The 26933-nt window shown below is 54.5% G+C and carries 25 protein-coding genes; 12 read left to right on the top strand and 13 right to left on the bottom strand.

The features are described from left to right. Positions 1–39: 39 nt before the first annotated feature. Complete coding sequence (locus SIB88_RS17465; protein WP_412558686.1) at positions 40–1434, bottom strand: DUF2254 domain-containing protein; 1395 nt, start codon at positions 1432–1434, stop codon at positions 40–42. A 267-nt stretch (positions 1435–1701) separates the two neighbouring features. Between SIB88_RS17465 and SIB88_RS17460 the strand changes: the two genes are divergently transcribed. Continuing rightward, positions 1702–2448 carry a TetR/AcrR family transcriptional regulator gene (locus tag SIB88_RS17460; protein ID WP_412558685.1) on the top strand — a complete coding sequence of 249 codons (747 nt, stop codon included), beginning with the start codon at positions 1702–1704 and terminating at the stop codon, positions 2446–2448. A gap of 84 nt (positions 2449–2532) precedes the next feature. Beyond that, the gene (locus SIB88_RS17455) at positions 2533–3792 is read left to right on the top strand and encodes an MFS transporter (protein ID WP_412558684.1); all 1260 of its coding nucleotides are present in this window, start codon (positions 2533–2535) and stop codon (positions 3790–3792) included. A gap of 47 nt (positions 3793–3839) precedes the next feature. On the opposite strand, the gene SIB88_RS17450 is transcribed toward SIB88_RS17455, so the two are convergent. The 7 genes from SIB88_RS17450 to SIB88_RS17420 form a co-directional block, all read right to left on the bottom strand. Further along, a complete protein-coding gene (locus SIB88_RS17450; protein WP_101247546.1) occupies positions 3840–4691 on the bottom strand; it encodes a tetratricopeptide repeat protein in 852 nt (283 codons plus the stop codon). A gap of 215 nt (positions 4692–4906) precedes the next feature. After that, positions 4907–6331: an aldehyde dehydrogenase family protein gene (locus tag SIB88_RS17445; RefSeq protein WP_412558683.1), complete on the bottom strand. Its 1425-nt coding sequence runs from the start codon at positions 6329–6331 to the stop codon at positions 4907–4909. 68 nt (positions 6332–6399) lie between these two features. After that, positions 6400–7131: an MBL fold metallo-hydrolase gene (locus SIB88_RS17440; RefSeq protein WP_412558682.1), complete on the bottom strand. Its 732-nt coding sequence runs from the start codon at positions 7129–7131 to the stop codon at positions 6400–6402. After that, positions 7128–8249, bottom strand: a complete 1122-nt coding sequence (locus tag SIB88_RS17435; protein ID WP_412558681.1) for an ABC transporter ATP-binding protein — start codon at positions 8247–8249, stop codon at positions 7128–7130. Before SIB88_RS17435 ends, SIB88_RS17440 begins: the two co-directional genes overlap by 4 nt. Next, positions 8246–9037: an ABC transporter permease gene (locus SIB88_RS17430; RefSeq protein WP_412558680.1), complete on the bottom strand. Its 792-nt coding sequence runs from the start codon at positions 9035–9037 to the stop codon at positions 8246–8248. Before SIB88_RS17430 ends, SIB88_RS17435 begins: the two co-directional genes overlap by 4 nt. Position 9038: 1 nt before the next feature. Next, positions 9039–9902 carry an ABC transporter permease gene (locus tag SIB88_RS17425; RefSeq protein ID WP_250284618.1) on the bottom strand — a complete coding sequence of 288 codons (864 nt, stop codon included), beginning with the start codon at positions 9900–9902 and terminating at the stop codon, positions 9039–9041. Between the two features lie 146 nt (positions 9903–10048). Next, on the bottom strand, positions 10049–11137 hold the full coding sequence (locus SIB88_RS17420) for an ABC transporter substrate-binding protein (protein ID WP_412558679.1): 1089 nt from the start codon (positions 11135–11137) through the stop codon (positions 10049–10051). A gap of 141 nt (positions 11138–11278) precedes the next feature. On the opposite strand from SIB88_RS17420, the gene SIB88_RS17415 reads away from it, so the two are divergent. Together SIB88_RS17415 and SIB88_RS17410 are read left to right on the top strand one after the other, a co-directional pair. Further along, positions 11279–11902: a TetR/AcrR family transcriptional regulator gene (locus SIB88_RS17415; protein WP_206927979.1), complete on the top strand. Its 624-nt coding sequence runs from the start codon at positions 11279–11281 to the stop codon at positions 11900–11902. Positions 11903–12299: 397 nt separating this feature from the next. Then, complete coding sequence (locus SIB88_RS17410; RefSeq protein ID WP_412558678.1) at positions 12300–14105, top strand: autotransporter outer membrane beta-barrel domain-containing protein; 1806 nt, start codon at positions 12300–12302, stop codon at positions 14103–14105. A gap of 265 nt (positions 14106–14370) precedes the next feature. On the opposite strand, the gene SIB88_RS17405 is transcribed toward SIB88_RS17410, so the two are convergent. Next, positions 14371–15018 carry a TetR/AcrR family transcriptional regulator gene (locus SIB88_RS17405; protein WP_412558677.1) on the bottom strand — a complete coding sequence of 216 codons (648 nt, stop codon included), beginning with the start codon at positions 15016–15018 and terminating at the stop codon, positions 14371–14373. A 162-nt stretch (positions 15019–15180) separates the two neighbouring features. Between SIB88_RS17405 and dctP the strand changes: the two genes are divergently transcribed. The 3 genes from dctP to SIB88_RS17390 all read left to right on the top strand — a co-directional run bounded on the left by dctP (position 15181) and on the right by SIB88_RS17390 (position 18486). Beyond that, the gene (gene dctP, locus SIB88_RS17400) at positions 15181–16284 is read left to right on the top strand and encodes a TRAP transporter substrate-binding protein DctP (RefSeq protein WP_412558676.1); all 1104 of its coding nucleotides are present in this window, start codon (positions 15181–15183) and stop codon (positions 16282–16284) included. A 260-nt stretch (positions 16285–16544) separates the two neighbouring features. Beyond that, a complete protein-coding gene (locus SIB88_RS17395) occupies positions 16545–17540 on the top strand; it encodes a helix-turn-helix transcriptional regulator (protein ID WP_412558675.1) in 996 nt (331 codons plus the stop codon). 97 nt (positions 17541–17637) lie between these two features. Continuing rightward, positions 17638–18486, top strand: coding sequence for an AAA family ATPase (locus tag SIB88_RS17390; RefSeq protein WP_068517503.1), 849 nt, complete (start codon positions 17638–17640; stop codon positions 18484–18486). A gap of 20 nt (positions 18487–18506) precedes the next feature. Here SIB88_RS17390 and SIB88_RS17385 read toward each other — a convergent pair whose 3' ends face one another. Beyond that, positions 18507–19028: an isoprenylcysteine carboxylmethyltransferase family protein gene (locus tag SIB88_RS17385; RefSeq protein WP_250284613.1), complete on the bottom strand. Its 522-nt coding sequence runs from the start codon at positions 19026–19028 to the stop codon at positions 18507–18509. Positions 19029–19204: 176 nt separating this feature from the next. Here SIB88_RS17385 and SIB88_RS17380 point away from each other — a divergent pair, with 176 nt between their 5' ends. From SIB88_RS17380 to SIB88_RS17360, 5 genes are all read left to right on the top strand, one after another. Continuing rightward, complete coding sequence (locus SIB88_RS17380; protein WP_412558674.1) at positions 19205–20392, top strand: vWA domain-containing protein; 1188 nt, start codon at positions 19205–19207, stop codon at positions 20390–20392. A gap of 136 nt (positions 20393–20528) precedes the next feature. Then, complete coding sequence (gene glpQ, locus SIB88_RS17375; protein ID WP_412558673.1) at positions 20529–21578, top strand: glycerophosphodiester phosphodiesterase; 1050 nt, start codon at positions 20529–20531, stop codon at positions 21576–21578. A gap of 127 nt (positions 21579–21705) precedes the next feature. Then, positions 21706–22308, top strand: coding sequence for an NAD(P)H:quinone oxidoreductase (gene wrbA, locus SIB88_RS17370; RefSeq protein WP_412558672.1), 603 nt, complete (start codon positions 21706–21708; stop codon positions 22306–22308). A gap of 178 nt (positions 22309–22486) precedes the next feature. After that, entirely contained in the window at positions 22487–23350 is an 864-nt protein-coding gene (locus SIB88_RS17365) for a pirin family protein (RefSeq protein ID WP_068517508.1), read from the top strand. Positions 23351–23526: 176 nt separating this feature from the next. Further along, the gene (locus SIB88_RS17360) at positions 23527–24285 is read left to right on the top strand and encodes a substrate-binding periplasmic protein (RefSeq protein WP_412558671.1); all 759 of its coding nucleotides are present in this window, start codon (positions 23527–23529) and stop codon (positions 24283–24285) included. A 63-nt stretch (positions 24286–24348) separates the two neighbouring features. Here SIB88_RS17360 and SIB88_RS17355 read toward each other — a convergent pair whose 3' ends face one another. The 3 genes from SIB88_RS17355 to SIB88_RS17345 form a co-directional block, all read right to left on the bottom strand. Continuing rightward, positions 24349–25344 carry a hypothetical protein gene (locus SIB88_RS17355; RefSeq protein ID WP_412558670.1) on the bottom strand — a complete coding sequence of 332 codons (996 nt, stop codon included), beginning with the start codon at positions 25342–25344 and terminating at the stop codon, positions 24349–24351. Between the two features lie 107 nt (positions 25345–25451). Next, positions 25452–26228, bottom strand: a complete 777-nt coding sequence (locus SIB88_RS17350; RefSeq protein ID WP_412558669.1) for a hypothetical protein — start codon at positions 26226–26228, stop codon at positions 25452–25454. Continuing rightward, positions 26225–26902, bottom strand: coding sequence for a sigma-70 family RNA polymerase sigma factor (locus tag SIB88_RS17345; protein WP_412558668.1), 678 nt, complete (start codon positions 26900–26902; stop codon positions 26225–26227). The genes SIB88_RS17350 and SIB88_RS17345 overlap by 4 nt, the downstream gene beginning before the upstream one ends. Positions 26903–26933: the final 31 nt, after the last annotated feature.

Genomic DNA, 26933 nt, shown 5'->3' with positions numbered 1-26933 from the left:
GGTCCTGTGCCGAGCTGACAGCATGTTGGTCGGGATGCGTCAGGAAACCGAATAATCATCCTTGGCCTGTTGTTGGCGCAAGACGCGGTTAACGGCGCGTTCGACGACCTTGCGATCAGTAGCGTCCGCAATATCACGTGCAGCGGCCCGACCGATCAGGCGTGCATGTTCACGCAGGATTTCCAGATGTTTTGGATGTTTGGCAAGGCCGGTCAGGCTTTCAAGGACCTCTGCCATCGGCAAAAGGACGTCGGGTTTGGCACTGGCCGATTGGCGGATCTGGTTGAATGCCGCGTTCATCATGCCGCCGAAATCCGACAGATGGGCGCAGATGCGTTCCTGTCCCTGATCATCGCGCCAAAGTCCCATCGGATAATGGAAATCCATCGCCTGTGGCAAGGCACGACCGAGCCGATGGATCACGGCAATTGCGGTGAATGGATCATTGATCCCGGGGGAAAGGGCGCGCAAGGCGACCTCGACCAGTTGTCGCAGGGCAAATTCGATATCAAGCATGGCGGTGCGCTGACTGCCGATCATGATCTGTTGGGCGATGGCGTCATGTATTGCATCTGATCGGGTGCCAGAATACCCGGTGTCAGAATGCCCGGTGCCAGAAGGCTTGGTGTCGTTGTTTTCATCCTTGCCGATTTCACCGATAATATCACCGGCAATCACATGCTGTCCGGCGCGGACAGTGAGTGCGACACGAATATCGTGCTTGATGGCAACATCAAGCAGGTCGTCATAATCAATGCCCTGCACATAGCCCGATTTTGCCGCCGTGATCGTGCGATCCGACGTGTTGGCACCCGCATCGGGCAGGGTGCAGCTTTCCGTGGCGGCATTGTCAATCGGCCCCGACAGGGTTTCAAGCGACGAGGAAATCGTTTCTTCAAGATTGGCGCCGACCTTCTGGATCACGTGATCGGCAACGATGGAACGTCCCAGATGATGGACAAACAAAATCAGCACAAACAGACTGACGACAAACAGCGCAATGCCGGTCATGGCGGCGATCTGCGGGACCGCGCCATCATCGGTCTGCCCGCCCATCAGGACCAGGCCTGTAATCAGAAACAGGATCGTGCCGACGAAACTGCCCAACGCATTTTGGGTTTTGGGATCCCCCATGAAGTTGCGAATGGTGCGCGGCCCCAGCGAACCGGCCGCAAGGGTAAGCACCACCATCGTGACCGACAGCGCAAAGGTGGTCATCGTCACAAGCGTCGCCAGCAGTGTCGATGTCAGATCCTGGACCGTTTCAACCGTTTCAAAGCGCGGCCAGAAATCGGGCAGGCTGGCAATGATATCTTCGCCCGGCAACCGGATGGCCAACAGTGAAAGCACCGCACCGCCAATCGCATAAAGCAACGGAGTGAACCACAGGCTGTGGCCGACAAATTCCCATATTCGGATAAAGCGGTGAAACATGTGCCGTGATCCTGTTGTGAATGCGTGCCCGGGCGACAAATGCCGCCCGTCGGCAAAACCGGACCGGGACAGCGATCAACATATAAACGTCTGGAACTGTGGCCGGTTCCCGGTTTGCTGTTGTGCTGGTCCGGGTCGATATCGCGCAGATCATTTTTGCCGGTTATTGGGGGCAATGTCTCCTGACTTTTTGGGGGAATGACACCTATGCAAAAATCACGATTGCCCGTGGTTGAAAAATGAACCAAATTCGATTTTACGTCAAAAATGATCCAACGGGTAGAAGGCCGCATTGGCATGGTTGCGCAAAACCGCATGGAAAAACGCCAGCAACGCGAAGAAATGATCCTTGATGCCGCCGGGAAACTGATTTCAGAAGTTGGCTTTTTCGAGCTCAAGATGTCGGATATTGCGCGGGTCTGTGACATTTCGGTCGGTACCCTTTATGGCCATTTCGCCAGCAAGGAAGATTTGCTGATCGGGCTTGCGGTCATGGCCGGTGCCAAACGCGCCGAAAAGTTTGATATCGCGCGCAATCATGATGGCAGCGCGATTGAAAAATACATCATCGCCAATCTGCTGGATCTGGGTTTTTCCATCGATCATCCGCAATTGTTCGAGGCGGAATATCTTGCCCTTGCGTCGTCGGTCTGGAAACGTGCAACCCCGGCCCGCCATCAGGCCCAGCTTGATCAGATCAATGCCATCACCACGATGTTTCAGACCTTCCTGACCGAGGGGGAGGATGAACTTGGCATCGCCCCGGATATGACCAGCCGAAGCCGCAACCTTAACCTTGGCAGTTGGGGGCTTGGTTACGGGATCAATGTGCTGGTTCTATCCGAAATCACCGACCGTCATTATGGACAGGAACTGCGCAAGAATGCGGTCAGTATCCTGTGCGACGGTCTGGCCGATCTTATGATCGGGGCGGGGTGGCAGGTCGATGATGCCAGGGCCAAGGTCCGTGCCCTTGCCGCCACCTATGTCGATGCCCCCGGTTTTGACCGATGAATTGAACTAACTTCTATCGCCCTTTTGCCACCAATAGCCCCATACAATCGTCGCTTACCAGCGCAGCGCCCCACGGAGTTCCCCATGTCGCAAGAAAACAAGGCAATGTCGGCGGTCTTTTTGACCGTTCTGTTCGGCTTTGCCGGGTTCAGTTTGCCCTATCCGGTCTTTGGACCCATGTTTCTGAAACCTGAACTTGGTTTTCTTGATCCATCCATTCCCGAACAATATCGCACCATCCTGTTGGGTGTGGCCATGGCGCTTTATCCCATCGGGCAGTTTATCGGTGCGCCATGGCTTGGCCGGTTATCGGACCGGGTCGGCCGCAAACCGGTTTTGATGGCATCGCTGTTCGGGGCGGCCAGTGGCTATATCGTTGTTGCCATCGGGGTGGCGAGCGCCAATTTGCCGCTGGTTCTGATCGGGCGGTTTGTATCGGGCCTGTGCGAAGGCAATATGGCGATTGCCCAGTCGATTGCATCGGATATCAGCACCCCGGCAAACAAGGTCCGTAATTTCGGCCTGATCACGGTGGCGATCAATGTCGGCTGGATCGTCGGGCCGTTGATGGGGGGCTTTTTCTCGGACCCGTCCATTCATCCGTCCTTTAACGTGTCCTGGCCGTTCTTCTTTGCCGCGGGCATGTATGGCTTCAACCTTCTGGTCGTTGCGGTGGTCCTGCATATTCCGGAATATGCCCGCCGTCGCGGACGGACCAAGGATGATCAGGCGATTGCCGGGCGGACTGTCTGGGCGACCCTGACCGATCCTGTGCTGTTGCCGGGCTACGCGGTTTCATTTGCCAGCTATTTCGCGATCTATCTGTTTTTCTGCTTCTTCGGGGTTTACCTGGTACAGACCAGTGATGTGACCAGCAGTTTCCTTGGCATGTGCTCGGCGATCATTTCGATCCCGCTTATTCTGGCCGGATTGACCGTGGAACGTGCGCAGCGCCCGATGGGCCTTCGCGGGGTGGCGGCCCTTGGGCATATGTTGCTGGCCATCGGTTTGATTACCTTTGTCCTGCCTGACGGGCTGGTCTGGGTGTTTGTGCCGATGTGTATTGCTGCCTTCGGGATTGCATGGTGCGAAGTTACCACCAGCCTGTTCATTTCAAACGGGGCCGGTGCCCATGAGCAGGGGCAGGCATTGGGCATTTACCGGTCCGTCCACGTTTTGGCCGAAGCCGCAGCAGTTTTGACCGGCGGGGTTCTGGCCGGGCTTGATAAGACATCGCCCTTCATGGTCGGCGGGATCGCGGCATTGATTTGCATGATCGGCATTCTGGGCTGGGTGAAGTCATCCGCCCTGATCCCGGCCCGCGCGGATGGCACAGCCGAATAGATATCCGGAAAATGAAACGCCCGCAAATCAATGCGGGCGTTTTCAATTCAGATATCGGTCGGATCATGCGGGGCCAGTGCCGCACGCCGGATCAATGCCTGGGCGGTATCATTTTCCTGACGGTTTTTATCGGGCAGCTTTGCCACCTGATCGGCAAGGGCGCGGATATCGTCCAGATCTTCCATATCGCCACAGATTTCCATGACCCGGCCCCAGATCGCATCATGATCCATGCCGCCCATCACGGTAAGCGTGATGGCGCGGTTAAGGGTGGCTTCGCGGTGTTCGGGATCTTGCGAAAGGATTTGTTCAAAGGTTTCAAAACCTGCGATCAGGTGACCTTCGCGCAGATTGATCACACCAAGATCGTTTGATGCGGTCAGTGATGATGGATCAATGCGCAGCAATTGTTCAACAGCGCGTCTTTCCCCTTCAAGATCGTCACTGGCGCGATAGCACGCCGCCATCAGCCGGTGAATGGTTTCCGATCCCGGACTGTGATGTGCCGCGGTCTGAAGGGCGGAAAGGGCATTGTCACTTTGATCAAGTTCAAGCAATGCCTGCGCGCGCAGGGTCAGAAGTTCCGGGTCGGTCGGTTTGGCGCGCAAAACGATGTCGACATGATTAAGCGCGTCGCGCGCATCACCGTTTTCAAGCAGGGCGCGTGCAATGTGATAGAGGCAATCGGCATTGTCCCCATCAGATTGCAGCACCGTGCGATATTCGCCGAGTGCTTCGGTAATCGAACCTTTTTCATGCAGGGCACGGGCCAGACCAAACCGTGCTTCAAGATTGTCCATATCTTCGCCAAGTGCCTGGCGAAGCATATTGATGGCGGCGTTATATTGCCGCCTTTTCAAGGCAGCAAGCCCCATGTCAGCAAAGGACATGGCATTCATTTTTCGTCTCCCAATCCATACGAAATCCGTTCCCCGGATCATCAGATTTATCGATTTACGATGGGATTATAATGGCCGGGCCGGGCATTGCCACTATTATGTCATTTGGGAACTTTTTACGGCGATGGCACCTGCTGGTTGCAAAAAAGACAGGGCCCCGGAATTGTCCGGAGCCCGCTGCAATGTGCAATGTGCCGGAATACGTGCCGTGCAGATCACGGCTTATGCAGCATTTTGATTTCCATGAAATCTTCAAGACCAAACAGGCCGCCTTCGCGCCCGATGCCCGATTGTTTATAGCCGCCAAACGGGCTTCCCGGACGGGGGAAGGCACCGTTGATGCGGATCATGCCCGCACGCAGTTTGCGGGCAACGCGGTCGGCCTTGGCATCATCGGGGGTCTGGATATAGGCCGCCAGGCCATAGGGCGTGTCATTGGCAATTTTGATGGCTTCTTCCTCGGTGTCGAACGGGATCATCGCGACGACCGGGCCAAAGATTTCTTCGCGGGCGATGCGCATGTTATTGTCCACATCGGCAAAGATCGTCGGTTTGACGAAATAGCCTTCATTCACCCCGTCGGGTTTGCCAACCCCGCCAACCAGAAGGGTTGCACCTTCGTCAATGCCGGCCTGAATAAGGGTTTGCACCCGGTCAAACTGGATGTGGCTGACCAGCGGGCCGATATGATCGCCTTTGACCCGCGGATCGCCAACCTTGGCGGCATCGCCGACGCGTTTGGCAATCTTGACGGCCTCGTCATAAATTGATCGCTGAACCAGCATCCGGGTCGGTGCATCGCAGGTCTGGCCGGAATTGTTGAAAACATCAAGAACGCTGAATGTGATGCGGTCTTCGACATCCACATCGTCAAACACGATGTTTGGCGATTTGCCACCCAGTTCCAGGGTAACGCGTTTGACGTTTTCGGCCGCATCCTTGGTGATGGCCTTGCCCGCGCGGGTCGATCCGGTAAAGGACATCATCGCGATATCGGGGTGGCGTGAAAGTGTCGCACCGGCAACCGGACCCGCGCCCTGCACAAGGTTGAAGGCCCCGGCGGGGAAGCCTGCCTCGTGGATCATTTCGGCATAAAGCGTTGCATTAAGCGGGGTGAATTCGGATGGTTTGAGAACACAGGTGCAGCCAGTCGCAAGAGCCGGGATGACTTTCAGAACGATCTGGTTGATCGGCCAGTTCCAGGGCGTGATCAGGCCGCAAACCCCGATCGGCTCACGCAACAGCGTTTCCCCGTTATGCAGGGTTTCTTCGAGCTTGAGTTTTCGCAAAACATCAATGAAATCGGCAAGATGGTCGGTTCCGGCCGCGGCCTGCTGTTCATGGGCCATGGTTGTGGGCGCGCCAAGTTCGGCGGTGATGGTATCGGCGACCTCGGAATAGCGGCGCTTATAGATCGCAAGCAGATTTTCAAGCCAGCCAAGGCGCTGTTCAATGGTGGTCTGGCTATAGGTTGCAAAGGCGCGTTTGGCCGCGGCAACCGCAAGATCGACATCTTCTTCGCTGGCCAGCGTGATTTGGGTGATGACTTCTTCGGTGGCCGGGTTGATCACATCCATTTTCTCGGACGAAATCGGATCAATCCATTTGCCATTGATGTAAAATTTGCCTGCGTTTTCCATAGGAAGCCTTCCTGATCGTATGGGTGTATCTGGCGCGGTCTGATGCGGTCGGCATCAAACCGGTATCTTCAGGTCCGTTCCCTCAGCCAGCTGTTTATAATCTCGCGGTGGCGTTCGCCGCTGTAACTGGCAAAATGTCCGCCATGGACTATACGAACCGGCAAGTCATAAAGCCGTTCCATCGATCGCACGTAATCCTTTGCATTCGCATGATAAGTGTCTTCGATCAAAGGTCCATCATAAACGATATCGCCCGAAAACAGGATGCCGGTCGATGCTTCCCAAAGGGCAATGCCGCCCGGCGAATGGCCCGGTGTGTGGATGACTTCAAAATGCCGATCACCAAGATCAATCACGTCGCCATCTTCGACAATCCGGGTTGCCGGGGCGGCCTTGACCGCATAGGTGGTCGAGGCGTAGGGAAGCGGTGGCAATTTGGTAAAGATCTCGTCGGTGACATAGGGATCGGCAAGGGTGTTTTGGCGCGTCGGGTGGGCAAGAAGGTCTGCCTCGCAGCGATGGCAGATGCGGTTTTCAAATTCGTGATGGCAGCCGATATGGTCAAAATGCGTATGGCTGGCAACCGCCTGAACCGGGCGTTCGGTGACCAGTGGTACCCAGTCGGTCAATGACACCACACCCATGCCGCTATCAACCAGCATGTCGCCATCGCGCCCGCGAATGTGCCAGATATTACAGCGATAAAATTCCTCGATAAACGGTTCACCGATATAGGTGACATCATCGCCAACGGATTTGGTGCTGTACCAGTCTTCGGGTTTGGCATGTTCAAGGGTCATGACGCCACGGCCTCCTGCTGCTGGGCGGGGGTCGCGTGACCGGGCAGAATTACCACCGATGACGGATCAATGGTCAGGTCAATCCATGCGCCGGGCTCGATCGTTGCCGATTGCGGCATATGGGCGGTGATCGTCATGTTGGGATAATCAGCCGGACTTAGATGCGCACGGTGATGGGTGCCAAAAAACGACCCGTCTTCGATCTTGGCAGCGCCAAGCGTGATGCGCGGGCCGGCCCCGGTACTGGCGCGGAAATGTTCGGGGCGAATGGCCAGGGTGATTTTCTGTCCGGCGGAAATGGCCGGATCGGCCAGTGCCGTTTCGGGCAGTTTGATCGCGCCCAGAACCGTATTGATGTGAATGCCGTCATCGGTTTTGGCATCAACCGTGCCAGGAATGAAATTGACCTCGCCCATGAAGCTTGCCGAAAACACGGTTTTGGGTCGCATATAGATTTCTTCGGGGCGACCGACATCTTCGATCCTGCCTGCATTCATCACGACAATGCGGTCGGCAATTGCCATGGCTTCTTCCTGATCATGGGTAACATGAACAAAGGTGGTGCCAACGCGTTTCTGGATGGCTTTCAGCTCATCCTGCATCTGACGGCGCAGTTTCAGATCAAGCGCGCCAAGCGGTTCATCAAGCAACAGTACATCTGGTTCAACCGCAAGCGCACGGGCAAGGGCAACGCGCTGGCGCTGCCCACCGGAAAGCTCGTGGGGTTTTTTGGATGCCGACGCCTTAAGGCCAACCATATCAAGAAGTTCTTCGGCCCTGGCATGGCGTTCGGCCTTGCCGACCTTGCGCATCTTAAGGCCAAAGGCGACATTGTCGCGCAAGGTCATATGCGGAAACAGGGCGTAATCCTGAAACATCGTGGTGGTCGGGCGTTTGGATGGTGCCACGGATCCCATATCGCGCCCGTCAATTTCAATCACCCCATGGGTTGGCGACAGAAACCCGCCCAGAAGCGACAGCAAGGTGGTCTTGCCACAGCCCGACGGGCCCAGAAGAACGATGAATTCACCCGCCGCGATTTCAAGGCTGACATCATCAAGTGCTGTAAAATCGCCAAAGGTTTTGGTGGCATTGCGAATGGAAACAGGGGCGGTCATTTCTTTGCCGTCCTTCTAAAGACAATCAGTTCAAGAATAAGCAGCAGCGCAACCGATACCAGGAAGACTACGCTTCCGACCGCGTTGGTTTTCGGGTTCAGGCCCGATCGCAGCATGCTCCAGATTTCAACAGGCAGGGTGACGTCAAACCGTGACAGCAGAAACGCGATGATAAATTCATCCCAGCTGAACGTGACCGACAGGAAAAATGCCGCCAAAATCGATGGCATCAACATCGGGGCAGACACCTGTGTCATCACCTGCCATTCAGCGGCACCAAGATCGCGTGCGGCCCGTTCGATGTTTTTTTGATGATCGCCCATAGATGCATAAATGATGGCAAAGCACAGCGGCAAATTGATCACCACATGCCCGATGCCAACCGTCCACAGCGACAGCGAAACCCCCACCCAGTTAAAGGTCGACAGCAAACCAAGGGCGATGATCAGGTAGCTGACTGTCATCGGCGCCACCAGAAGCCCGCGCTGAAGCCGGGATGCCGGAAGAACAAAGCGCGCCAGCCCGTAAGCGGCACAGAAACCAAGCACACAGGCAACAAGTGACGACCCGATGGCCACCATCAAGGAATTGCCAAGGGCGGACATCAGGCGACTGTCAGCAAAAACCTCGCCATACCATTTAAGGGTCGCACCGTTAAATGGCGGTACGGGAAGGCGCCCGTCCTGAAATGAAAACAGCACAAGGACTGCAACCGGCAAAAAGATAAAGCCGTAAAGAACCGCCAGATAAGCCCAGGAAGCGATTTTGGAAAGGCGTGAAGAGATCATTTTATGTTCTCTCCATCTTGAGCCAGCGCGCACAGGCAATATAGGCCAGCGTCACCACCACCATCAGAATGATCGAAAGCGTTGCCGCCATCGGGAAATCGGCCCGACGGCCCAGTTGCAACATGATGACCTGTGGCAGGGCCAGTTCATTATTGCCGCCCAAAATCTGGGGCGTGATGTAATCGCCGATACACAGCACAAATGTCAGAAACGCGCCAACCATGATGCCCGGCAAGGTCAGCGGCAAGACCACATGCCAGAATACCTGAAACCCGTTGGCGCCCAGATCTGCCGCCGCCCGGCGATAATTTGGCGGCATCTGCACCAGATTGGCATAGATGGTCAGGGTCAGAAGCATGACAAAGAAATGTACGAACCCGATCACGGTGGCGGTGCGCGTGCTAGCCAGTTCGAGCGGTTCGGCAATCAGACCGACATGCAAAAGCGCATTATTGATCACGCCGTTTTTGGCCAGAACCAGAAGCCAGGAATAGGACCGCACCACATAGCTGGTCCAGAATGGCAGGATCGCCAAAATCAATGCCATGCGCTGCCATTTTTGCGGGACGCGCTCGGCAATGATCCAGGCCAGCGGATAGGCCAGGATCACCGAAATGATGGTGACGGTAAACGTGATTTCCAGCGAGACAAAAAGCCCCTTGAGCAGATGGGCCTTTTCAAAAAACGTAATGTAATTATCCAGATTCCAGGCCATCACGATGTCGCGGCCCTTGCGGGTGGCAAGGCTGATCGCGGCCATGACAACAAACGGAATGACGAAAAACGCGACCGTCCACAAAAGTGCCGGGGTGACAAATCCCCATGCGCGGCGATTTTCGCGTGTTTCAAGGGTGGCTTGGGCCATCACGGTGTCCTTTGTCGCAACACAGGCAGTTTGCCCGGTTGCCAGTCTTGGTGTCGTGGAAGGTTGGTCGCCGTTTTGGCAAGCTTAGCAGAACCATTGCCCCGCAAAAAGCGGGGCAATGGCGGGTGGCAATAAGCAAGGGATGCTTACTGCTGGAGCATCTCGACCCAGGCATCCTGCATCTGGGCGTCCAGATCGGCATCCGGGATCGGATAAAGCTGCGAGTTTTTCAGATATTCGGGCTGATCATCCCAGCGAAGGGCTGCTTTTTGCGCGTCGGACAGGTTTTCCCCGGCCTTGGAATTGGCAGGCATGCCCCAGTAACAGGACGATGTCGCAAGACGCGCCTGACCTTCGGGGCTCAGGATATATTGCACGAATTTCAGCGCAAGGTCGGGCTTGGCAGATTCCTTCATCACGCCGATCGACTGGGCCCAGCGCAGGCCGCCTTGTTTCGGGATGACCCAATCAAGGTTCGGTTTGTCTTCGGACAGAACCGCCGTGATCCATTCACCACCACCCACAAGGATATCGACCTCACCTGTGGCCAAAGCCGTCTGGGAGGAAACCACTTCGCCAACCTGTTTGGAGACCTTTTTCATCACAAACAGCTTTTCCTTTATGGCGTCCATATCGTCCGCCCCAAGATCGGCCGTATCAATGCCAAGGCCCAGCCCGACAAGGCCGATAACCGGCAGGTAGTAATCATAAATCGCGATGCGCCCGGCATATTTGTCCGACCAGATCACCGACATGTCTTCCATGTCCTTGGGGTCGACCTTGGTCTTGTCGAACGAAATGGTGTTGTAGCCGAACTTTTCGGTAACGGCATAGGTTTTGCCATCAACCACATTGTTTTCGGCCATCACGACTTCCGGGAAAAGATCGGAAGTCGGAAGGGCATCGGCCGGAATTTCGGCCAGAAGATCCATTTCAACCGCACGATGGACATCAACGCCGTCAATCACAAACACGTCCCAGTCCCCCGGACGGGACTGTTCGATGATCGAAAGGCCCGCACCTGTGCCTTCATATTCCTTCAGATTGACTTTGACGTCGTATTTCTTTTCGAACGGTTCGATCAAGGCCGGGTCGGTATGATCGCACCAGACAAGCGCGTTGAGTTCTTCTGTGGCCTGTGCGCTGTTTGCAACGGCAATGGCACTAAGCAAGAAGGTCGCAGCACTGCCCAAAAGCTTATTGCGGGTTTTCCCCGTGGAAACGTGACGAAACATAGGCTCTCCCTGATTTCATATTGAGGCCTCCCTTTTATTGGGTAACTCGGCACTCATTCTGGCACCGTTGAAAAAATATTGAACGCGTTCATTTTTTGAGTCAATGTAATTTTTGAACCCGTTCAGTTTTTCGGAGTGACCATGTCAGGTCTGCGCGCCCAGAAGAAAGCCGACAAGAACCGCCGTATTCTCGAAGCGGCGACAACGCTGTTTCGCAAGGTCGGCTATGACAGTGCGCGCATCGAAGACATTGCCGAAATGGCCGGGGTATCGGTCGGAACGTTTTATAATTACTACAAAAACAAGGGCGATATGCTGATGGCGACGGTCTCGATGGAGGTCGAGGAAGTGCTGGCAGCAGGCGAGGGGATCATTGCCAAAAAGCATGATCAGGTCGCATCGGCCCTGTTTGATCTGATCGGTAAATATTACGACCATTCCCTGACCTATCTGTCCAAGGAAATGTGGCGAACGGCGATGTCGCTTTCCATTGCCCAACCCGAAACCCCGTTTTCCAAACGCTATACCGCGCTTGACCACCGGCTTTCCAAACAGGTCTGCGACCTTTTTCGGTCGTTGCAGGATCGCGGCATTGTCCGCAAGGATGTCGATTGCACGGCACTGGGCGAGCTTGTCTTTAACAATGTGAACATGATGTTCATCGAGTTTGTCAAAGACGAGGAGATGGATGTTGATGGCCTTAAGGCAAGCGTGGCAAAGCAAAATTTGCCTGTGGCATCGCTGATATCTGTTGGTGCGGACTGACCTGCCATTAAGTTTGTCCGGAAAATCATCGGCCTTCTCCAATGCATCGCATTGGCGGATGGGCGCAGATTTCCATACCGATTTCGGTGTTATCCGCGCCTGACCGGAAAATTTTCGCTAAACCAATTCGTTATCCCGGCCTTCGGAGCACAGCCAATTTCTTTTGCATGTTTTGCGGGAAATCGTGAATTATCTTGCTAATATAAATAGTTGCCCCTAAAAAATAGATATTATTCAAGGGGGTACTTATGCAATGTCTCTTTTGCCAGTTGTAAAAGAGCATGTTGTGCGTCGCGTGAAAGCGGCATCATGCATGCAAAGCATGTCCGGTCGAGGTGGGGATTTCGTCCGGAATTTGTTTGTTCTGACAATATTTTGTCTTGTTGCCGGCCTCGGCATGGCGCCAAGCAGCGTTCATGCCGCAACCGTTACTTGCACCGGTGCCGCGGCCGATAACCCGTCAACCGTAACATCTGTTCTTTATTCTGCTGCGGGCAAGACGTGCACCATTGCCAATAATACGCAAACCCAGAACACAGGTGATATTCTGTTTGTGACATCTGGCGGAGTCAATAACGCCCAATTCTTTGGCGATAGCAGTTTAGATGGGATACCGCAGCTTACAGATCATCTCGGATGTACCATCGGTGATTTGGGTACGGTGACGGCCGGGGGGACATGTAATGACGGGTCTGTGGCCCCTGGAACCTATGCAAACACTCTTAAGGCCAATGTTTCCGCCGGTGTTGTCGCCACAATGACGGTAAACTTTACGGTTGTCGGGACTGACGTTGATATTACCTCTGCCAGTGTTTCGCTCCCTGACGACGAATCATCATCATCTTCGTCATCGAACGAATCTATATCCCACGAATTGCAGGCTTCTGTATCGCGGTCTCAGGCGGCGGTTGTTGGCAAGAATATCGAAGCACGCGTTCTTGCCATTTCGCGGGCCCCCACCACGGGTGATGTCGCAGCACCCAATACGGGTGGTGTGCCTGCTCCGACGACCGGTGATCAACCTTCGTCCAGCAGTTTCTCGGGCCATACCGGTTCGACGACCCTGGCCAAGCCAGCGATGGTCATGAAGTCGCGTGGCACCTCGCTGCGTGAATTGGCCATGCAGGCCTCATTTGACAGCTCGCAAACCACGCTGTCAGCGGCCGGTGATGCGAACGCGGGCGATGATCCGTTGCGCGGGATCGAGCAAAGCCTGGGTCTGCTGGCACAGCAGGGTTATACCGTCTGGGGACACGGGTCTTATACCTCGGTTAACAATGACCGGAACAATGCCACGGGCGACAGCCGCTATGACGGGGATGTGTGGGGCTATAATCTGGGGTTTGATGTGCGTTTGCGCCCGGAACTGGTCGGCGGTATCTCGATGGGATATTCGCAAACGGCCCTGACCACGACCTACAATTCCGGTTATTACGATGAAACCAACTGGACGCTTTCGCCCTATATTGTCTATCAGCCGGCCGCAGGCGTGACGCTTTCGAGCATTATTGGCTACAGCCTTGGCGATATTGACCTTAGTCGCGATAGCTCGGTCACAGGTGATACAGAGTCAGATATGTGGTTCGGGTCGCTCAGCGGGGCATATGCCATGCGTCCGTCAGAAACATTGCCACTGGATGTGACCGTTAATGTCAGCTTCTTGGCGGCGCGCAAAACCGTTGATGCCTATACCGAAAGTGACAGCACACAGGTTGGCAAAACCGTGTCCAACACCCGCCGCCTTAAACCGGGGATCGAGGCGGCCTATAGCTTTGATGCCGCAGAGACAATCTTGCAGCCATTCGCCAAAACAGATTTCGTCTATGACATGACCGATGAAACAAACGGTGACAAGACGGCATTCAATCTGGGCTGGGGGCTTCGCATCATATCCGGTGCAACCGGGCTTTCCGGTTCTATCGAAGGTGAACAGCAACTGGGCACCGATGATTATAGCGAATACACCATTGGTGGCCTGATCGCGTATGCATTTAGCGTCAATGGCAGCGAGGGCGCTTCACTTGGTGTCGTTTCGCCCTATGTTCGCAGCAACTTCACCCCCGACAGCGGTCAGACATTCGGGACCGGTTTTACCTTCACCGCCGAAGATGAAGCATTTAGCACCGAAGTTAACCTGACCCACACCAATGCGGTTGCGTCTCGCGAAACAGTCGCAGAGATCAATATCACTCTTGCATTCTAGGGGCGGGGCATCTCAAACCGGTATGTTTGATGCAGGCGCATCTGTGACACCGGCGGCGTGAAACACGTCGCCGGTGTCAGCAAGATGATTGCGCGCCGGGGCTTTTGAGTGCGCACACATCGGACTGCCATACATCTGCGCGAAAAAAGGCCCTGAGAAAAAACGGTTTCACGATATCAGCTTGTTTTGCCCATCAAGGGGTGTCTTAGAAGTCTTTTATGACAGACCAGAACATTTCTTTGGCGTAGCTGGTGACGCAAAGCGCCTAATTTCCCATGTTTCTGTTTGCAGCCGCATGCAAATAGGCAATCGAAAGCCGCCGGCTTTCAATGCCGAGGTTATCGAGTGCGCTGTGATCTTCACCCAGTTCGCCAAAACTTCCGCGCGCAATCCCGGCCAGTGCGGACAGAACCGTGAAAGTTGCGGTCTTGGGATCGTCAAAGGAGGCGTCACTTGCCTTTCCAAGGATCTGGGCGACGGCCCGTCCCATGCGCGCAAATACATCCGAGGTTAACCTGACCTGATTGATGGCACCGGCAATCCGGTACATGGCCTTGGTTGCTTCGGGATTTCGCATTTTCACCGACACATAGGCATCCGCAATACTGGTCGCCAGATCGGTCAGGGGCGCTGGTGCGGCATCGTTGGCGATCCGTTCGAATTCCGTCGCCATTGCATCGAAATGGTTCAGCAAGATCGCGTAAAGCAATGCTTCCTTGTTGGGGAAATATTGATAAAGGGTGCCAACTGAAACACCCGCCCGTTCAGCTACGCGCGTGGTGGTGAAACGTCCCATATCCTCTGCCAGCAAAACCTGAATGGTTGCTTCGTGAATGGCTTCGACCGTAACACCTGACCGGCTTTGGATCGGCTGTTTTCGGGGCTTTAGGCCGTCTGTGGTGGCTGCTTTCAATATGCGAATTCCAAACTGAAGGATTGTTCAGATATATTTATTTCATCGCGTTCCGACAAGAAGGGCGCGCAATATTCCCCGGATGTGTGTGAATTGCACCACCCGTCCGGGACAGGATGAACAACGCGGTCTGATGAACCGCGAAGACAGAGAGTGATGCATATGCGTGAAGGCTTCCAAACCACAAAGGTCATCGCAATCGGGCGCAGAATGTTTCTGGGTTCTGTCCTTGGGGCTGCTGTGTTGGCGGTGGGGACGGTCGGCGGGTTTTCCCAACAGGCACATGCATCACCGCGCATTTTGAAATTCAGTGATCATCAGCCGGCTGACAGAATGCGAACACGCTTTTTGCGCGAAGTGGTCTTTCCACTGATCGAGGCGGAATCAAATGGACGCCTGAAAATCGAAGATCACTGGGATGGTGAACTGGCGCAGGCCTATGACGCATTGGGGGCTGTTAGCAGTGGCCTTGTTGATTTGGCAACCACGGTGCCGGAATACACCGCCAAGGAATTGCCGCTTTATCAGATTTTCAAAAGCTTCATCGTCGGGCCGAAAGATGACCGGCAGATCGCGTTTTTCCGCCGCGTTTATGACGAAGTACCCGCATTCACCAAGGAACTGGCCGATAACAATATCGTGCCGATCTTTTTCGGAACCGGCTATCCGGTGGCGTTTTACAGCACCGAACCGCTTTCTGACCTGTCTGGGATCGCAGGGCAAAAATGGCGTTCGGCCAGTTTCTGGCATCTTGATTTTCTGAAAAATGCCGGTGCGACGCCAGTGCGTGTCCACTGGGGTCCGGAAGTTTACGAAGCGATGAAATCCGGTGAACTTGACGGCCTGATGGTCAATGTAGACAGCGGTTATTTCCTTAAGGTCCACGACGTGGCGCCAAATATTCTGGTGTCCTATGACCTGTGGCTTGGTCACGTCTATCCGCTGACCATGAACAAGGATGTCTGGGAAAGTCTTGGCACCGAGGATCAGGACGCGATCAATCGCGCGACAAGCAAGGCCTATGAAACCCTTGGCGATGTTATGACCCGAAGCTTTGATGCTCAGCTCGAAAGGTTGCGCGAAGCTGGTGCGCATGTCCGGATGCTTGACCTATCCGAGGTCCAAAGTTTCGCCAAGGCAACCCGTTATCAGGATGTTCAGGCGGCCTGGGTGGCAGAAAAGGAAGCCAGCGGCAATGTCAAAGCCGGTGCGGTAATGGGCGAGGTCACTGCAATTATGAAACAAGTGATGGCAACAGGCGGTTAAGCACTGCCATCACCCCATCCCCGGCCGACCCCGGCCAACCCCGGCGATGCAAGGAGCACGATTTGTGTTCCTTGCATCTCTTTTTGAAAACTTGCCCTATTGCGACCGACAGCCTAGGCTGTTTGCAACATAAGCCATTGTTAAAAAGTGGCAATAAGGTGTGCGGGCGAATGGTGCCATGGACACCACGGACAAAGGCCCCGCATCAACCAATCGGTTTGGTGCGGGTGCGACGAGCAAGTTGTCAGGAAACCGCAAATATGCACAAGCCGGGGAAAAGCGCGGCAGATGCGTTTGGCATATTTTCAAACGATGACTGCCCAGATGGCGTTGGTGAGCTAAGGCTTGCCGACGGGGATTTGTTCGAATTGCCCGGTGTCAGCGGGCGTCTTGAACGGATCGATTTTGGCAATGGTGTTTGTTTGCACCGTGCGGAGCTCAATGTCCGCGATGATTCCAGATTTGATGTGCAAAATGCCTTGCCACCCGGATGGCTGGCGGGGTCGGTTAACATTCTGGGGCGTCACGATTTTGAATGTCCGGATGGCCAGCAACATACCATGTCACCCGCAACCGGATTGATGATGCGGGTAGACCCGCCCGGCACCCGATATTTCCTACCCGGTGGTCAATTGATCCGCCATGCCGGGGTGACCATTGACCTTGATGCATTGCGTGCCCGATTTGGTGACGGGATGCCGGATGCCCTGACGCCGTTTCTTTCTGATAGTCACGATGTAATTGATGTCAGACCGCTTGCCCTGAACAACAAGATCAGAAGTATCGTCAGTGCAATGTTCTCGGCGCAAATGACCGGTTTGGGCCGCAAGTTCAAGCTTGAAGGTTTATCGACCCTGTTTCTGGCTGAGATGATTGATGCCTATTGCCTGCTGTGCGCAGGCAGTGAAAAGACGCCGGAACCAAGTGTTCTTGAGCAGACCGTTACGGAAGAGGCAATTTCAAAGATCACCAATGATCTGGCAGCACCGCTTTCCGTTGCGCAACTTGCAATTGCCGCAGGCATGACCGAAAGCCGGTTGAACAGCTTGTTCAAGTTGGAAACCGGCAAAACATGCGCTGATTTCGTCCGTTCCAAACGTATGGAGCGGGCCAAGGAGCTTCTGGCAGCTGGTGATAGCAACGTCAAACAGGTCGCAGCCGCTGTCGGGTTTAACCATGTCAGCAATTTCTCACGATCCTATCGTGACTGGTACGGCGAAAGCCCCGCTCAGGCACTTAACCGCAGCAGCGGGTGATTGTGGTTCTGGGGTTCCCGCATATCTTTGCCCTCTTGCTCAAGTCGCTTTAACCCCCTAGGTTAACGTAAACGTCAACTTATGTTGCAGGGCAAAAATGAAGTTTCAGGGTACGGAAAATTACGTCGCAACCGAAGATCTGATGGTGGCAGTCAATGCCGCGATCACGTTGCAGCGTCCGCTTTTGGTCAAGGGTGAACCCGGTACCGGCAAGACGGTGCTGGCTGAAGAAATTGCCAAATCACTGGGCAAAAAACTGATCACCTGGTCGATCAAATCCACCACCCGCGCCCAGCAGGGGCTTTATGAATATGACGCGGTTTCGCGTCTGCGCGACAGCCAGTTGGGCGATGAACGCGTTCATGACATTGCCAATTACATCGTCAAGGGCAAGCTGTGGGAAGCATTCGAGGCCGAGGGTGAAGCCCCGGTTCTGCTGATTGACGAGATCGACAAGGCCGATATCGAGTTTCCCAACGATCTGTTGCAGGAACTCGATCGCATGGAATTCTTTGTTTACGAGACCCAGCAAACGGTCAAGGCGACCAATCGCCCGATCGTGATCATCACGTCAAACAATGAAAAGGAACTGCCAGACGCCTTTCTGCGGCGCTGTTTCTTCCATTACATCCGCTTTCCCGATGCCGATACCATGGCCGAGATTATCGAGGTTCATTATCCCGGCATCCAGAAACGTCTGGTCGCCGAGGCGCTTAACCTTTTCTATGACATCCGCGAGGTTTCGGGGCTCAAGAAAAAGCCGTCAACGTCCGAGCTTCTGGACTGGTTGAAGCTTCTGATGGCCGAGGACCTTCCGCCCGAGGCCCTGCGCGCCAAGGATGCCAAAACAGCCGTTCCGCCCCTTCATGGGGCGTTGCTTAAAAACGAGCAGGACGTGCATCTGTTTGAACGGCTGGCCTTCATGGCGCGCCGCGAAGGGCGTTAGATGCAGAGTGGTTCCCGGCCTTAATAGGCCGGGAAGGTTGCCTTCATTGCCGCTTCTTCCGCCCGAATACGACGCCACAGGATGGCGGCGTATACCGGCAAACCGACAATGAGTGTTCCCCATGCCTGAAGGGCCAGACCAAAGCCGATCAGTTCAGGGGCAATATTCAGGAAGTAATTGGGATGCTTGCAGATTTTATAAAGGATGCTGGTGCGGATCTCGTGATTGGGCGAGATGAAAAGCTTGACCGTCCAAAGGTCACGCAGCGTGGCAATCACGCCTGCAAGCATGATGATCGAAACCGTCCAGATCGCAATTCCGGCATAGGTCATGGTGCTGATCGGGGCTGCTTTGAATTCGCTTTCGATAATGCAGGCAACATAAAATCCGACATGGGCGATGGTCAGAATGCGTGTGGTGGCAACATCATATTCGGTGGCGCCGGCCGCACGCAAACGCGCTTCGTTTCGTTTGGAAATGGCCAAGGAAACCAATCGGGCAATGATGGCAATGGCAACAAAGCCATACAGAAAATCAGTCATGAAAAGAATGCTCGTGCGTTTGTTTTTGATAAGCCGCGGCAGTCACGCCCGGTATGTGCGGGCGCAAAGTGCCCGATGGGGACTGACTTGTCCAGAAATGGGTTGCATGGATTGATGTTTTGTATCGCAAAAGTTTCAGTCGCGCCTTTTGCCTCTGCTGGATCGGAGTGTAAGTAATGTTCACCGGCTTCTTCTATAAGCTCAAGGATGTGCGTATCCCGGTTTCGCTGCGCGAATATCTGACGCTGCTTGAGGCGGTGGAAAAGGGACTGGCGGGCTATTCGGTTGAGGATTTCTATTATCTGGCGCGCGCGGCCCTGGTGAAGGATGAACGTCATCTTGATAAGTTCGACCGGGTGTTTTCCGAACATTTCAAAGGCATTGCCGATCTGGCTGCGGGCATGGACGAAGTTGCCCAAACTGAAATCCCCGAAGAATGGCTGCGCAAACTGGCCGAGAAATTCCTGACCGAAGAGGAAAAGGCCGAAATCGAAGCCCTTGGCGGTTGGGAAAAACTGATGGAGACGCTTAAACAGCGTCTTGAGGAACAAAAGGGCCGCCATCAGGGCGGCAATAAATGGATCGGTACGGCCGGAACATCGCCGTTTGGTGCCTATGGCTATAACCCCGAAGGGGTGCGGATCGGACAGGACAAATCCCGGCATCGGCGCGCGGTCAAGGTCTGGGACAAACGAGACTTCAGGAACCTTGATGACAGTGTCGAAATCGGCACGCGCAATATCAAGGTGGCCCTGCGTCGTTTGCGCAAATGGGCGCGGACCGGGGCGGCGGACGAGCTTGATCTGCCCGGTACCATCACATCAACCGCACGTCAGGGATGGCTTGATGTGCAGATGCGTCCGGAACGTCACAACGCGGTCAAGGTGCTGATGTTGTTTGATGTTGGCGGATCAATGGATGATCATATCAAGGTCTGCGAGGAACTGTTTTCTGCGGTCAAAACCGAGTTCAAGCATCTTGAATATTATTACTTCCACAATTGCCCCTATGAAGGGTTGTGGAAGGATAATGCCCGGCGCTGGAACGAACAGGTTTCGACATGGGATGTGATCAATACCTATGGCGCGGATTACAAGCTGGTGATTGTCGGGGATGCAACCATGAGCCCCTATGAAATCACCTATCCCGGCGGGGCGGTGGAACACTGGAACGAGGAAGCCGGTGCGGTCTGGATGCAAAGACTGCTTGAACATTTCACCCATGCGGCCTGGATCAACCCGCAACCGGAAAACTGGTGGCGCCATCATCAGTCGATCCAGATCATGCATAAATTGATGGAAGGCCGGATGTTCCCGCTGACACTTGATGGACTGGATCGCATGACCGGGGAACTTAACCGCTAGGCCCGCGTTACCCGGATAGAGTAACAGTTTCATGAAGATTGCCTCGGAATGCCCGACAGGGATTTCTGAGCCGTGAAACCGCGCCTATAGTCCAGAATCCCCGAAAAAGGGGGCCGTGATAAAAAGGAAATCTGGGATGCCGGTGAAAAATTTGATCAAGTCGAGTGTTCTGGCCGTCGGTCTGTTGATGGCTGGTTCTGTCAGCCTTGCCCAAGCCCAGGATATTCAGGCCGAGCAGGTCGTGATCGCCCATCGCGGCGCATCGGGCTATTTGCCCGAACATACACTTCCGGCCAAGGCGCTGGCCTATGGCATGGGGGCTGATTACATCGAACAGGATGTGGTGCTGTCCAAGGACGGGGTCCCTGTGGTCCTGCATGATATTCATCTTGATACAACCACCGACGTTGCCCGCAAATTCCCCGATCGCAAACGGGAAGACGGGCGTTATTACGTGATTGATTTCACCCTGGCGGAGCTCAAATCCCTGACGGTGACCGAACGGTTCAAGGCCGATAGCGGCAAGCAGGTCTATGAAAACCGCTTCCCCGGTGATTTCGCCATGTTTGAAATCCCGACCCTTGAAGAAGAAATCAAACTTATTCAGGGTCTTAATCACTCGACCGGCCGCGATGTCGGCATTTATCCGGAAATCAAGGACCCGGCATTCCATCGTGGCGAAGGTCAGGATATTGCCAAAACCGTGATCTCGGTTCTTGAAAAATGGGGCTATAACAACCCGAATTCGAATTCGTTCGTGCAATGTTTTGACTGGGCCGAGACCCAGCGCATTCGCAACGAACTGCATTACCAGGGCAAGCTGGTGCAGCTTCTGGGCGAGAACCGCTGGGGCGCACCGGCGGGAACCGATTATGACTATCTGAAATCGGGCGAAGGCATTGTTGAAATGGCCAAGGTGGTCGACGGCATCGGTCCGTGGTTGCCACAGGTGATTTCAGGCCTTGGTGAAAACGGTAAGGCCACCATGACCCCGACCCTGATTGCCGCCCAGCGCGCGCAACTGCTTGTTCATCCCTATACCCTGCGTGCCGATCAGCTGCCGAAATGGGCCGGGGATATGAACATTGCCCTGACAGCGATTTTTGACGATGCCGGGATCAATGGCATTTTCACCGATTTCCCTGATCAGGTCGTCCAGTTCCTGGCGCGCAATCCGGCATCCTGACCGGTCGGCGCGCCGGTTCGCACGATATTTTCGATTTTCGAAGCAGTCTGTTTCCAATCTGAGCGTTATCAGACAGGCACAGGCAAGTCATCATTGCTGTTCATGAAATTCAACCAAGGAGGCAGAAATGGCAAAGGTACTGGTTCTTTATTATTCGATGTATGGTCACATCGAAACCATGGCAAATGCCGTGGCAGAAGGCGCACGTGGCGTTGCCGGAACGCAGGTCGATGTCAAACGCGTTCCTGAAATCATGCCCGAAGATGCGGCCAAGGCCGCCGGCGCGAAACTTGATCAGGTGGCACCGGTCGCATCCGTTTCCGATCTTCCGGAATATGATGCCATCATCTTTGGCGTGCCGACCCGCTTTGGCAACATGTCCGCCCAGATGCGCAATTTCCTTGATCAGACCGGTGGTCTTTGGGCCAAGGGCGCATTGATTGGCAAAATCGGTTCGGTGTTTGCATCGACCGGCACCCAGCATGGCGGTCAGGAAACCACCATCACCTCGACCCATACGACGCTTTTGCATCATGGCATGGTGATTGTCGGTGTGCCCTATAGCTGTTCGGGCCTGACCAAGATGGACGAAATTACCGGTGGTTCGCCCTATGGTGCAACAACGCTTGCCGGGGCCGACGGATCGCGTCAGCCGTCTGAAAACGAACTTGATATTGCCAAATTCCAGGGCAAACACGTTGCCGAACTCGCCGCCAAACTGGCGGGCTGATTTTTCGGCTTTATCACGATCAAATGGCAGTGCCGGTTTCCGGTGCTGCCATTTTTTTTGTTGCCGTTCGGTAAACAATCAGATGCCTGATTACGTCTTGTTTGGCGACAGTTTTGTGCGACAGTGATGGATATGAAATTCACCCGGTGGCTGCACCGGCACGCACAGGAGATTTGACATGTCTGACACAGTGGCAAATGCACGCGCCGTCAAACGGGTTTTGCGCGCCATGGATACATCTGATGGTGCGGGAGTGTCGCTGAAACGGTCAATCGGAACGCCGCAGCTTGATATGCTTGATCCGTTTCTGATGCTTGATTCCCTGTCGACCGACAATCCCGATGAATATATTGCGGGCTTTCCCGAACATCCCCATCGCGGTTTTGAAACCGTGACCTACATGGTCGAAGGGGCCATGCGCCACAAGGACAGCATGGGCAATGAAGGCATCCTGCGGTCGGGCGGCGGACAATGGATGACAGCTGGCAGCGGCATCGTGCATTCCGAGACACCCGAACAGGAAAACGGTCTTTTGCAGGGCTTCCAGCTTTGGATCAATCTGCCGGCCAAGGACAAGATGATTGATCCGCGCTATCAGAATATGGAACCCGATGAATTACCGGAAATCGAACCGGTGGCGGGGGCGCAATTGCGCTTGCTTGCGGGATCGATGCATGGGGCAACCGGGCCGATCAACGGCATTTCGACCGATCCGGTCTTTGTCGATGCCAAACTTGATGCCGGGGCCGAAGTCACCGTGCCGCTACCCAAAGGGCACACTGCGGTGGTTTATGTCTTTATCGGCGATGCGGTGGTTGGCGGCAAGGATGTGCCGACCCATCATCTGGCCATTCTTGACGATGGTGATGGCGTGACCCTTAAGGGCGGTTCGGACGGCGGGCGTATGCTGGTGATTGCAGCCCGTCCGATCAATGAACAGGTGGTCCGCTATGGCCCGTTCGTCATGAGCAGCAAACAGGAACTCATGCAGGCCTTTGACGATTATCAGCGCGGCACTTTCGTGCGCAAGGCGGCATCGTGATGATGCGCTGATCGAAAAAATTTCCCGATGAATTCAACGCAAAACGCCCTGATTTTCGCGATCAGGGCGTTTTGCATGCGGCTAAAGGATAGCATCGGGTGCGGGGCTGTTGCCTTGAAACCGTGCCTCTGCTGTCTAACCTGTAAAAGGAACGCAACAAAAGGATAGCGATCCGCATGAACAGGTCGCACTGGCGCGCATTGAAATGGGTTTTGATCCTGTGGGGGAGCATCCTTGCCGTCTCCGCCCAGGCCAGGGAGTTGCGCTTTGTCACCGGCGATGCCTTTCCCCCCTTTACCGACCGCGATATTGCGGGTGGCGGCATTGTTACCGAGATCGTCCGCACGGTGTTCGAACGCGCCGGATATGAAACCGTCACCATCATCTGGCGTTCATGGCTTAAGGGATATGAATTGACGGTCGAGGGAAATGTCGATGGCACATTCCCCTATGCCTTTACCCGTACCCGCGCCAAATCGGTGCTGTTTTCCGACCCGATCACCAGCCTCAAGGCCTATGGCTGGTATTCGCGCAACGGGGTACGTTTTGATGACAAGGTCGATCTTCTGGGCAAAAGCCTGTGCCTGCCGCTGGGCTATGCCGAACTTGGCTATGCCGGGCGGCTTTTTGGCAATGGACAGGCAAAACGTGTGTCGCCACCCGATATGAAAACCTGTTTCAAACTGCTTGATGCCGGGCGCGTTGACAGCGTCATCAGCCCGATCCCCGAAGCCCTGGGCGCAATCCAGGCCGCCGGACTGCCCTTTGACGATTTCGGCCATATCGAAGAAGGCCTGTCGGACATGCCGCTTCATTTCATTGTCGGCAAAAACAATGCAGATGCGGCAAAAATCATCGCCGATTTCAATGTCGGTCTGTTGAAACTACGTCAAAGCGGCGAACTGGCCAGCATCCTGGCCACGGCGGAATATTGAGGGGCAGGGCAGCCGAAAATGCGCCGGATCCGGTTTGCATCCAGTTCAAGGCACCGGCCGATTTCACATCTCTGTTGCCTTCACTTCAGCAACCTGATCTTCAATCACCCAACCCGTTTCCGTACGGCACGCCGATTTGACCTGTTGGCTGGTACGTTTGCGGGCGGTCAATTCTTGACGATACGTTCTGCACCAGATGCCTTTGTCGGTTTGAACGGTTTTGATGGGGGTGACCACAATCTCGATTGATCCGGCATGCGTTTTTTCTGCGTCGCCCGAATTATTGTTCTCAAGTGCGGTTTGAACGGTTTTGGCCAACTGCTCTTGTGCGTTTTTCACTATTTTTGTTGGTGCGGGGCCATAGGTCAGAAGTTCCTCGCTATGATCGGTTCCCGAATTCCAGGAACGATCACGTTTGACATAAAAGCCGATCTCGGGCGCATACCACCATTTGGTGGTTTGCATCCACCACTGCTTATAATAGCGCGAACATTCGATGACATAGGTGTCAAAGGTGCCGGCAGGGACTTCGATCCGTTCGGTTGCGGGCACCTTGCAGGTCAGCCACTGGTCATAGCTGTTGACCTTGCCGGTGTCGGGATCGATGTTTTCCGACTTGGTCGAAATCCGAACCATCTTGTCATATTCAAGTGGCCACAGGGATTGCGAGCCCTCCTTGATGGTTGTGGTGCCCGACCGTTTGCGGTCTTCCTTGTCGGTATAGGACCATTCCAGATTGGGGCCGGTGAAATCGGCACTGGTTTCAAAGCGATAGTCGCCACCACCATTCCAGACAAAGTTATCGCCGCTTATTTTTTCGACATAGATGGCACGACCACTGTCAAAGACAAAGGCATCACCAATTCCGAAATCGGGGAGGGGGGCGGGCGCCAGTGCGGGACCAGTATTTACCGTCTTCTCGGCATATTGCCCCATACCGTCATTCAGTTCATTCAGCTTGGCACCAAAATCATCAAGGGTCTGACAGGCCCCCAATGATGAAAGGCCCAAAACGCATGAAAGCGCCCCGAAGTGACGCGAAAGTGTCGGCATCTTCATAGTCCTGATCCTGCTTATTCTTTTTGGTCTATATTTGCGTCGTGTTTTGTTGTGTCGTTCAGTATGACGGACAAGGACGAAGCCTCGCCTTCGTCCCAACCGGGAAATTACAATTTATGATCTGGTACGGCCGGTTCCAGATCAGGCAAATCAACGCCCGGGATCAGGCGATAAACCGTTTCCCATTGACCTTCGCCGGTACGACATGCCCGCCCGTAGAAAGCTGTTTCACTGCCCGTTATCTGATCACCGACGAAGCTGACCTGGTATTCGCGGCAGAAACGGCCTCCTTGTCTGAAGGTTCGAAGGGGCTCGATCAAGGTTTCGGAACCGCCTTTCTGGTCGCTATCCAGTGCTACATGGCGAATTTCACCGCTGAGTGTCTTTTCCAAAGTCAGGCTGATTTCCTGATCAAGAACCGGATTGCCGATCGGGGAAAAGGCCGTCATTTGTGCCGCGTTTTGTGATCCGTTTGCCTGCGGGTCATTGACAAGATTTTCGTTAAACCAGTTACCACCAACGAATGCGATCAGGACAGCGGCGGCCGCACCGATACCGGTCCAGATTGCACTATTGTTGTTCGCGGCACGCGGTGCCGGATGCACATTGCCTGCGTCATGCATGGTGCCACGTTTTTCAACCGGCTTCTGATCAAGGATATCCTGGATGCTTTTGCTCAGCTCCGGATAGACGTGATCATCAAGAAGTCGATTGGACTGGTTGCGCAGAACAACTGCCTGTCCGGCCATGATATTGAACTGGCGGCTCAGCTCCGGGCAATTGGCGATCCGGTCTTCAAGCTTTTGGCACTCGGCCGGTGCAAGTTCGCCGTCGATATAGGCTGACAACAGAATGTAATCCTGTTCCATAAGTTCAGTGGTCATGGCGAACCTCTTTGGATGCCGTCATTATTTGTCAAATTGCTATCATCGTCATGCAGGGCGGCAAGTGTCTTGCGGGCCCGTGCAACGCGGCTCATCACGGTTCCATCGGGCACGCCCAGAATGTCAGCCGCTTCGCGATAGCTGTACCCTTCAATCAAAACCAGTGTCATGGCCGCACGCTGATCTTCGACCAGTGATGCCATGGCAGATTGCAAAAAGATCCGGTCGGTTCCGCCATGTTTTTGCATGGGCATGACGGTGTCACGGGCATCTTCAAACGAAACAACATTGCCGCGTCTTTGGTCGCGACGTTTCTCATCGATCCAGCTTGTCTGGATGATGCGATACAGCCAACTGTCAAGCCGGGTGCCAGGCTCAAACTGATCAATACGTTCGACGGCCTTGATATAAGCAGTTTGCACCAGATCCTCTGCAGCCACCGTATCGCGAGTCAGAGACCTTGCAAATCGCATGGCACGCGGGAGTAGGCCGGTCAATTCTGAGCGAAGTGCAGTCTCCAAACCAAAAGTCCCATTTCCGAATTTGTGGTCCTGTTGTCTAGATAACGCCCGCATGTGGCTATTTCTTCCGTCACAGATGAAAAAAAATATTTGGAAATTATTTGCCGGGGTGCGGAAGAAATTGTTCAGCCGGTGCGTTGTCCCTGCAAACAATGCGAAATCCCGGACAATGGACAGGAGCCTG

Origin of the sequence: Thalassospira sp. MIT121401, from assembly GCF_047125595.1 — a bacterium.
Taxonomy (GTDB): domain Bacteria; phylum Pseudomonadota; class Alphaproteobacteria; order Rhodospirillales; family Thalassospiraceae; genus Thalassospira; species Thalassospira povalilytica.
Note: the sequence above shows the minus strand (reverse complement) of the source record. Positions and strands in the feature narration are given on the sequence as shown.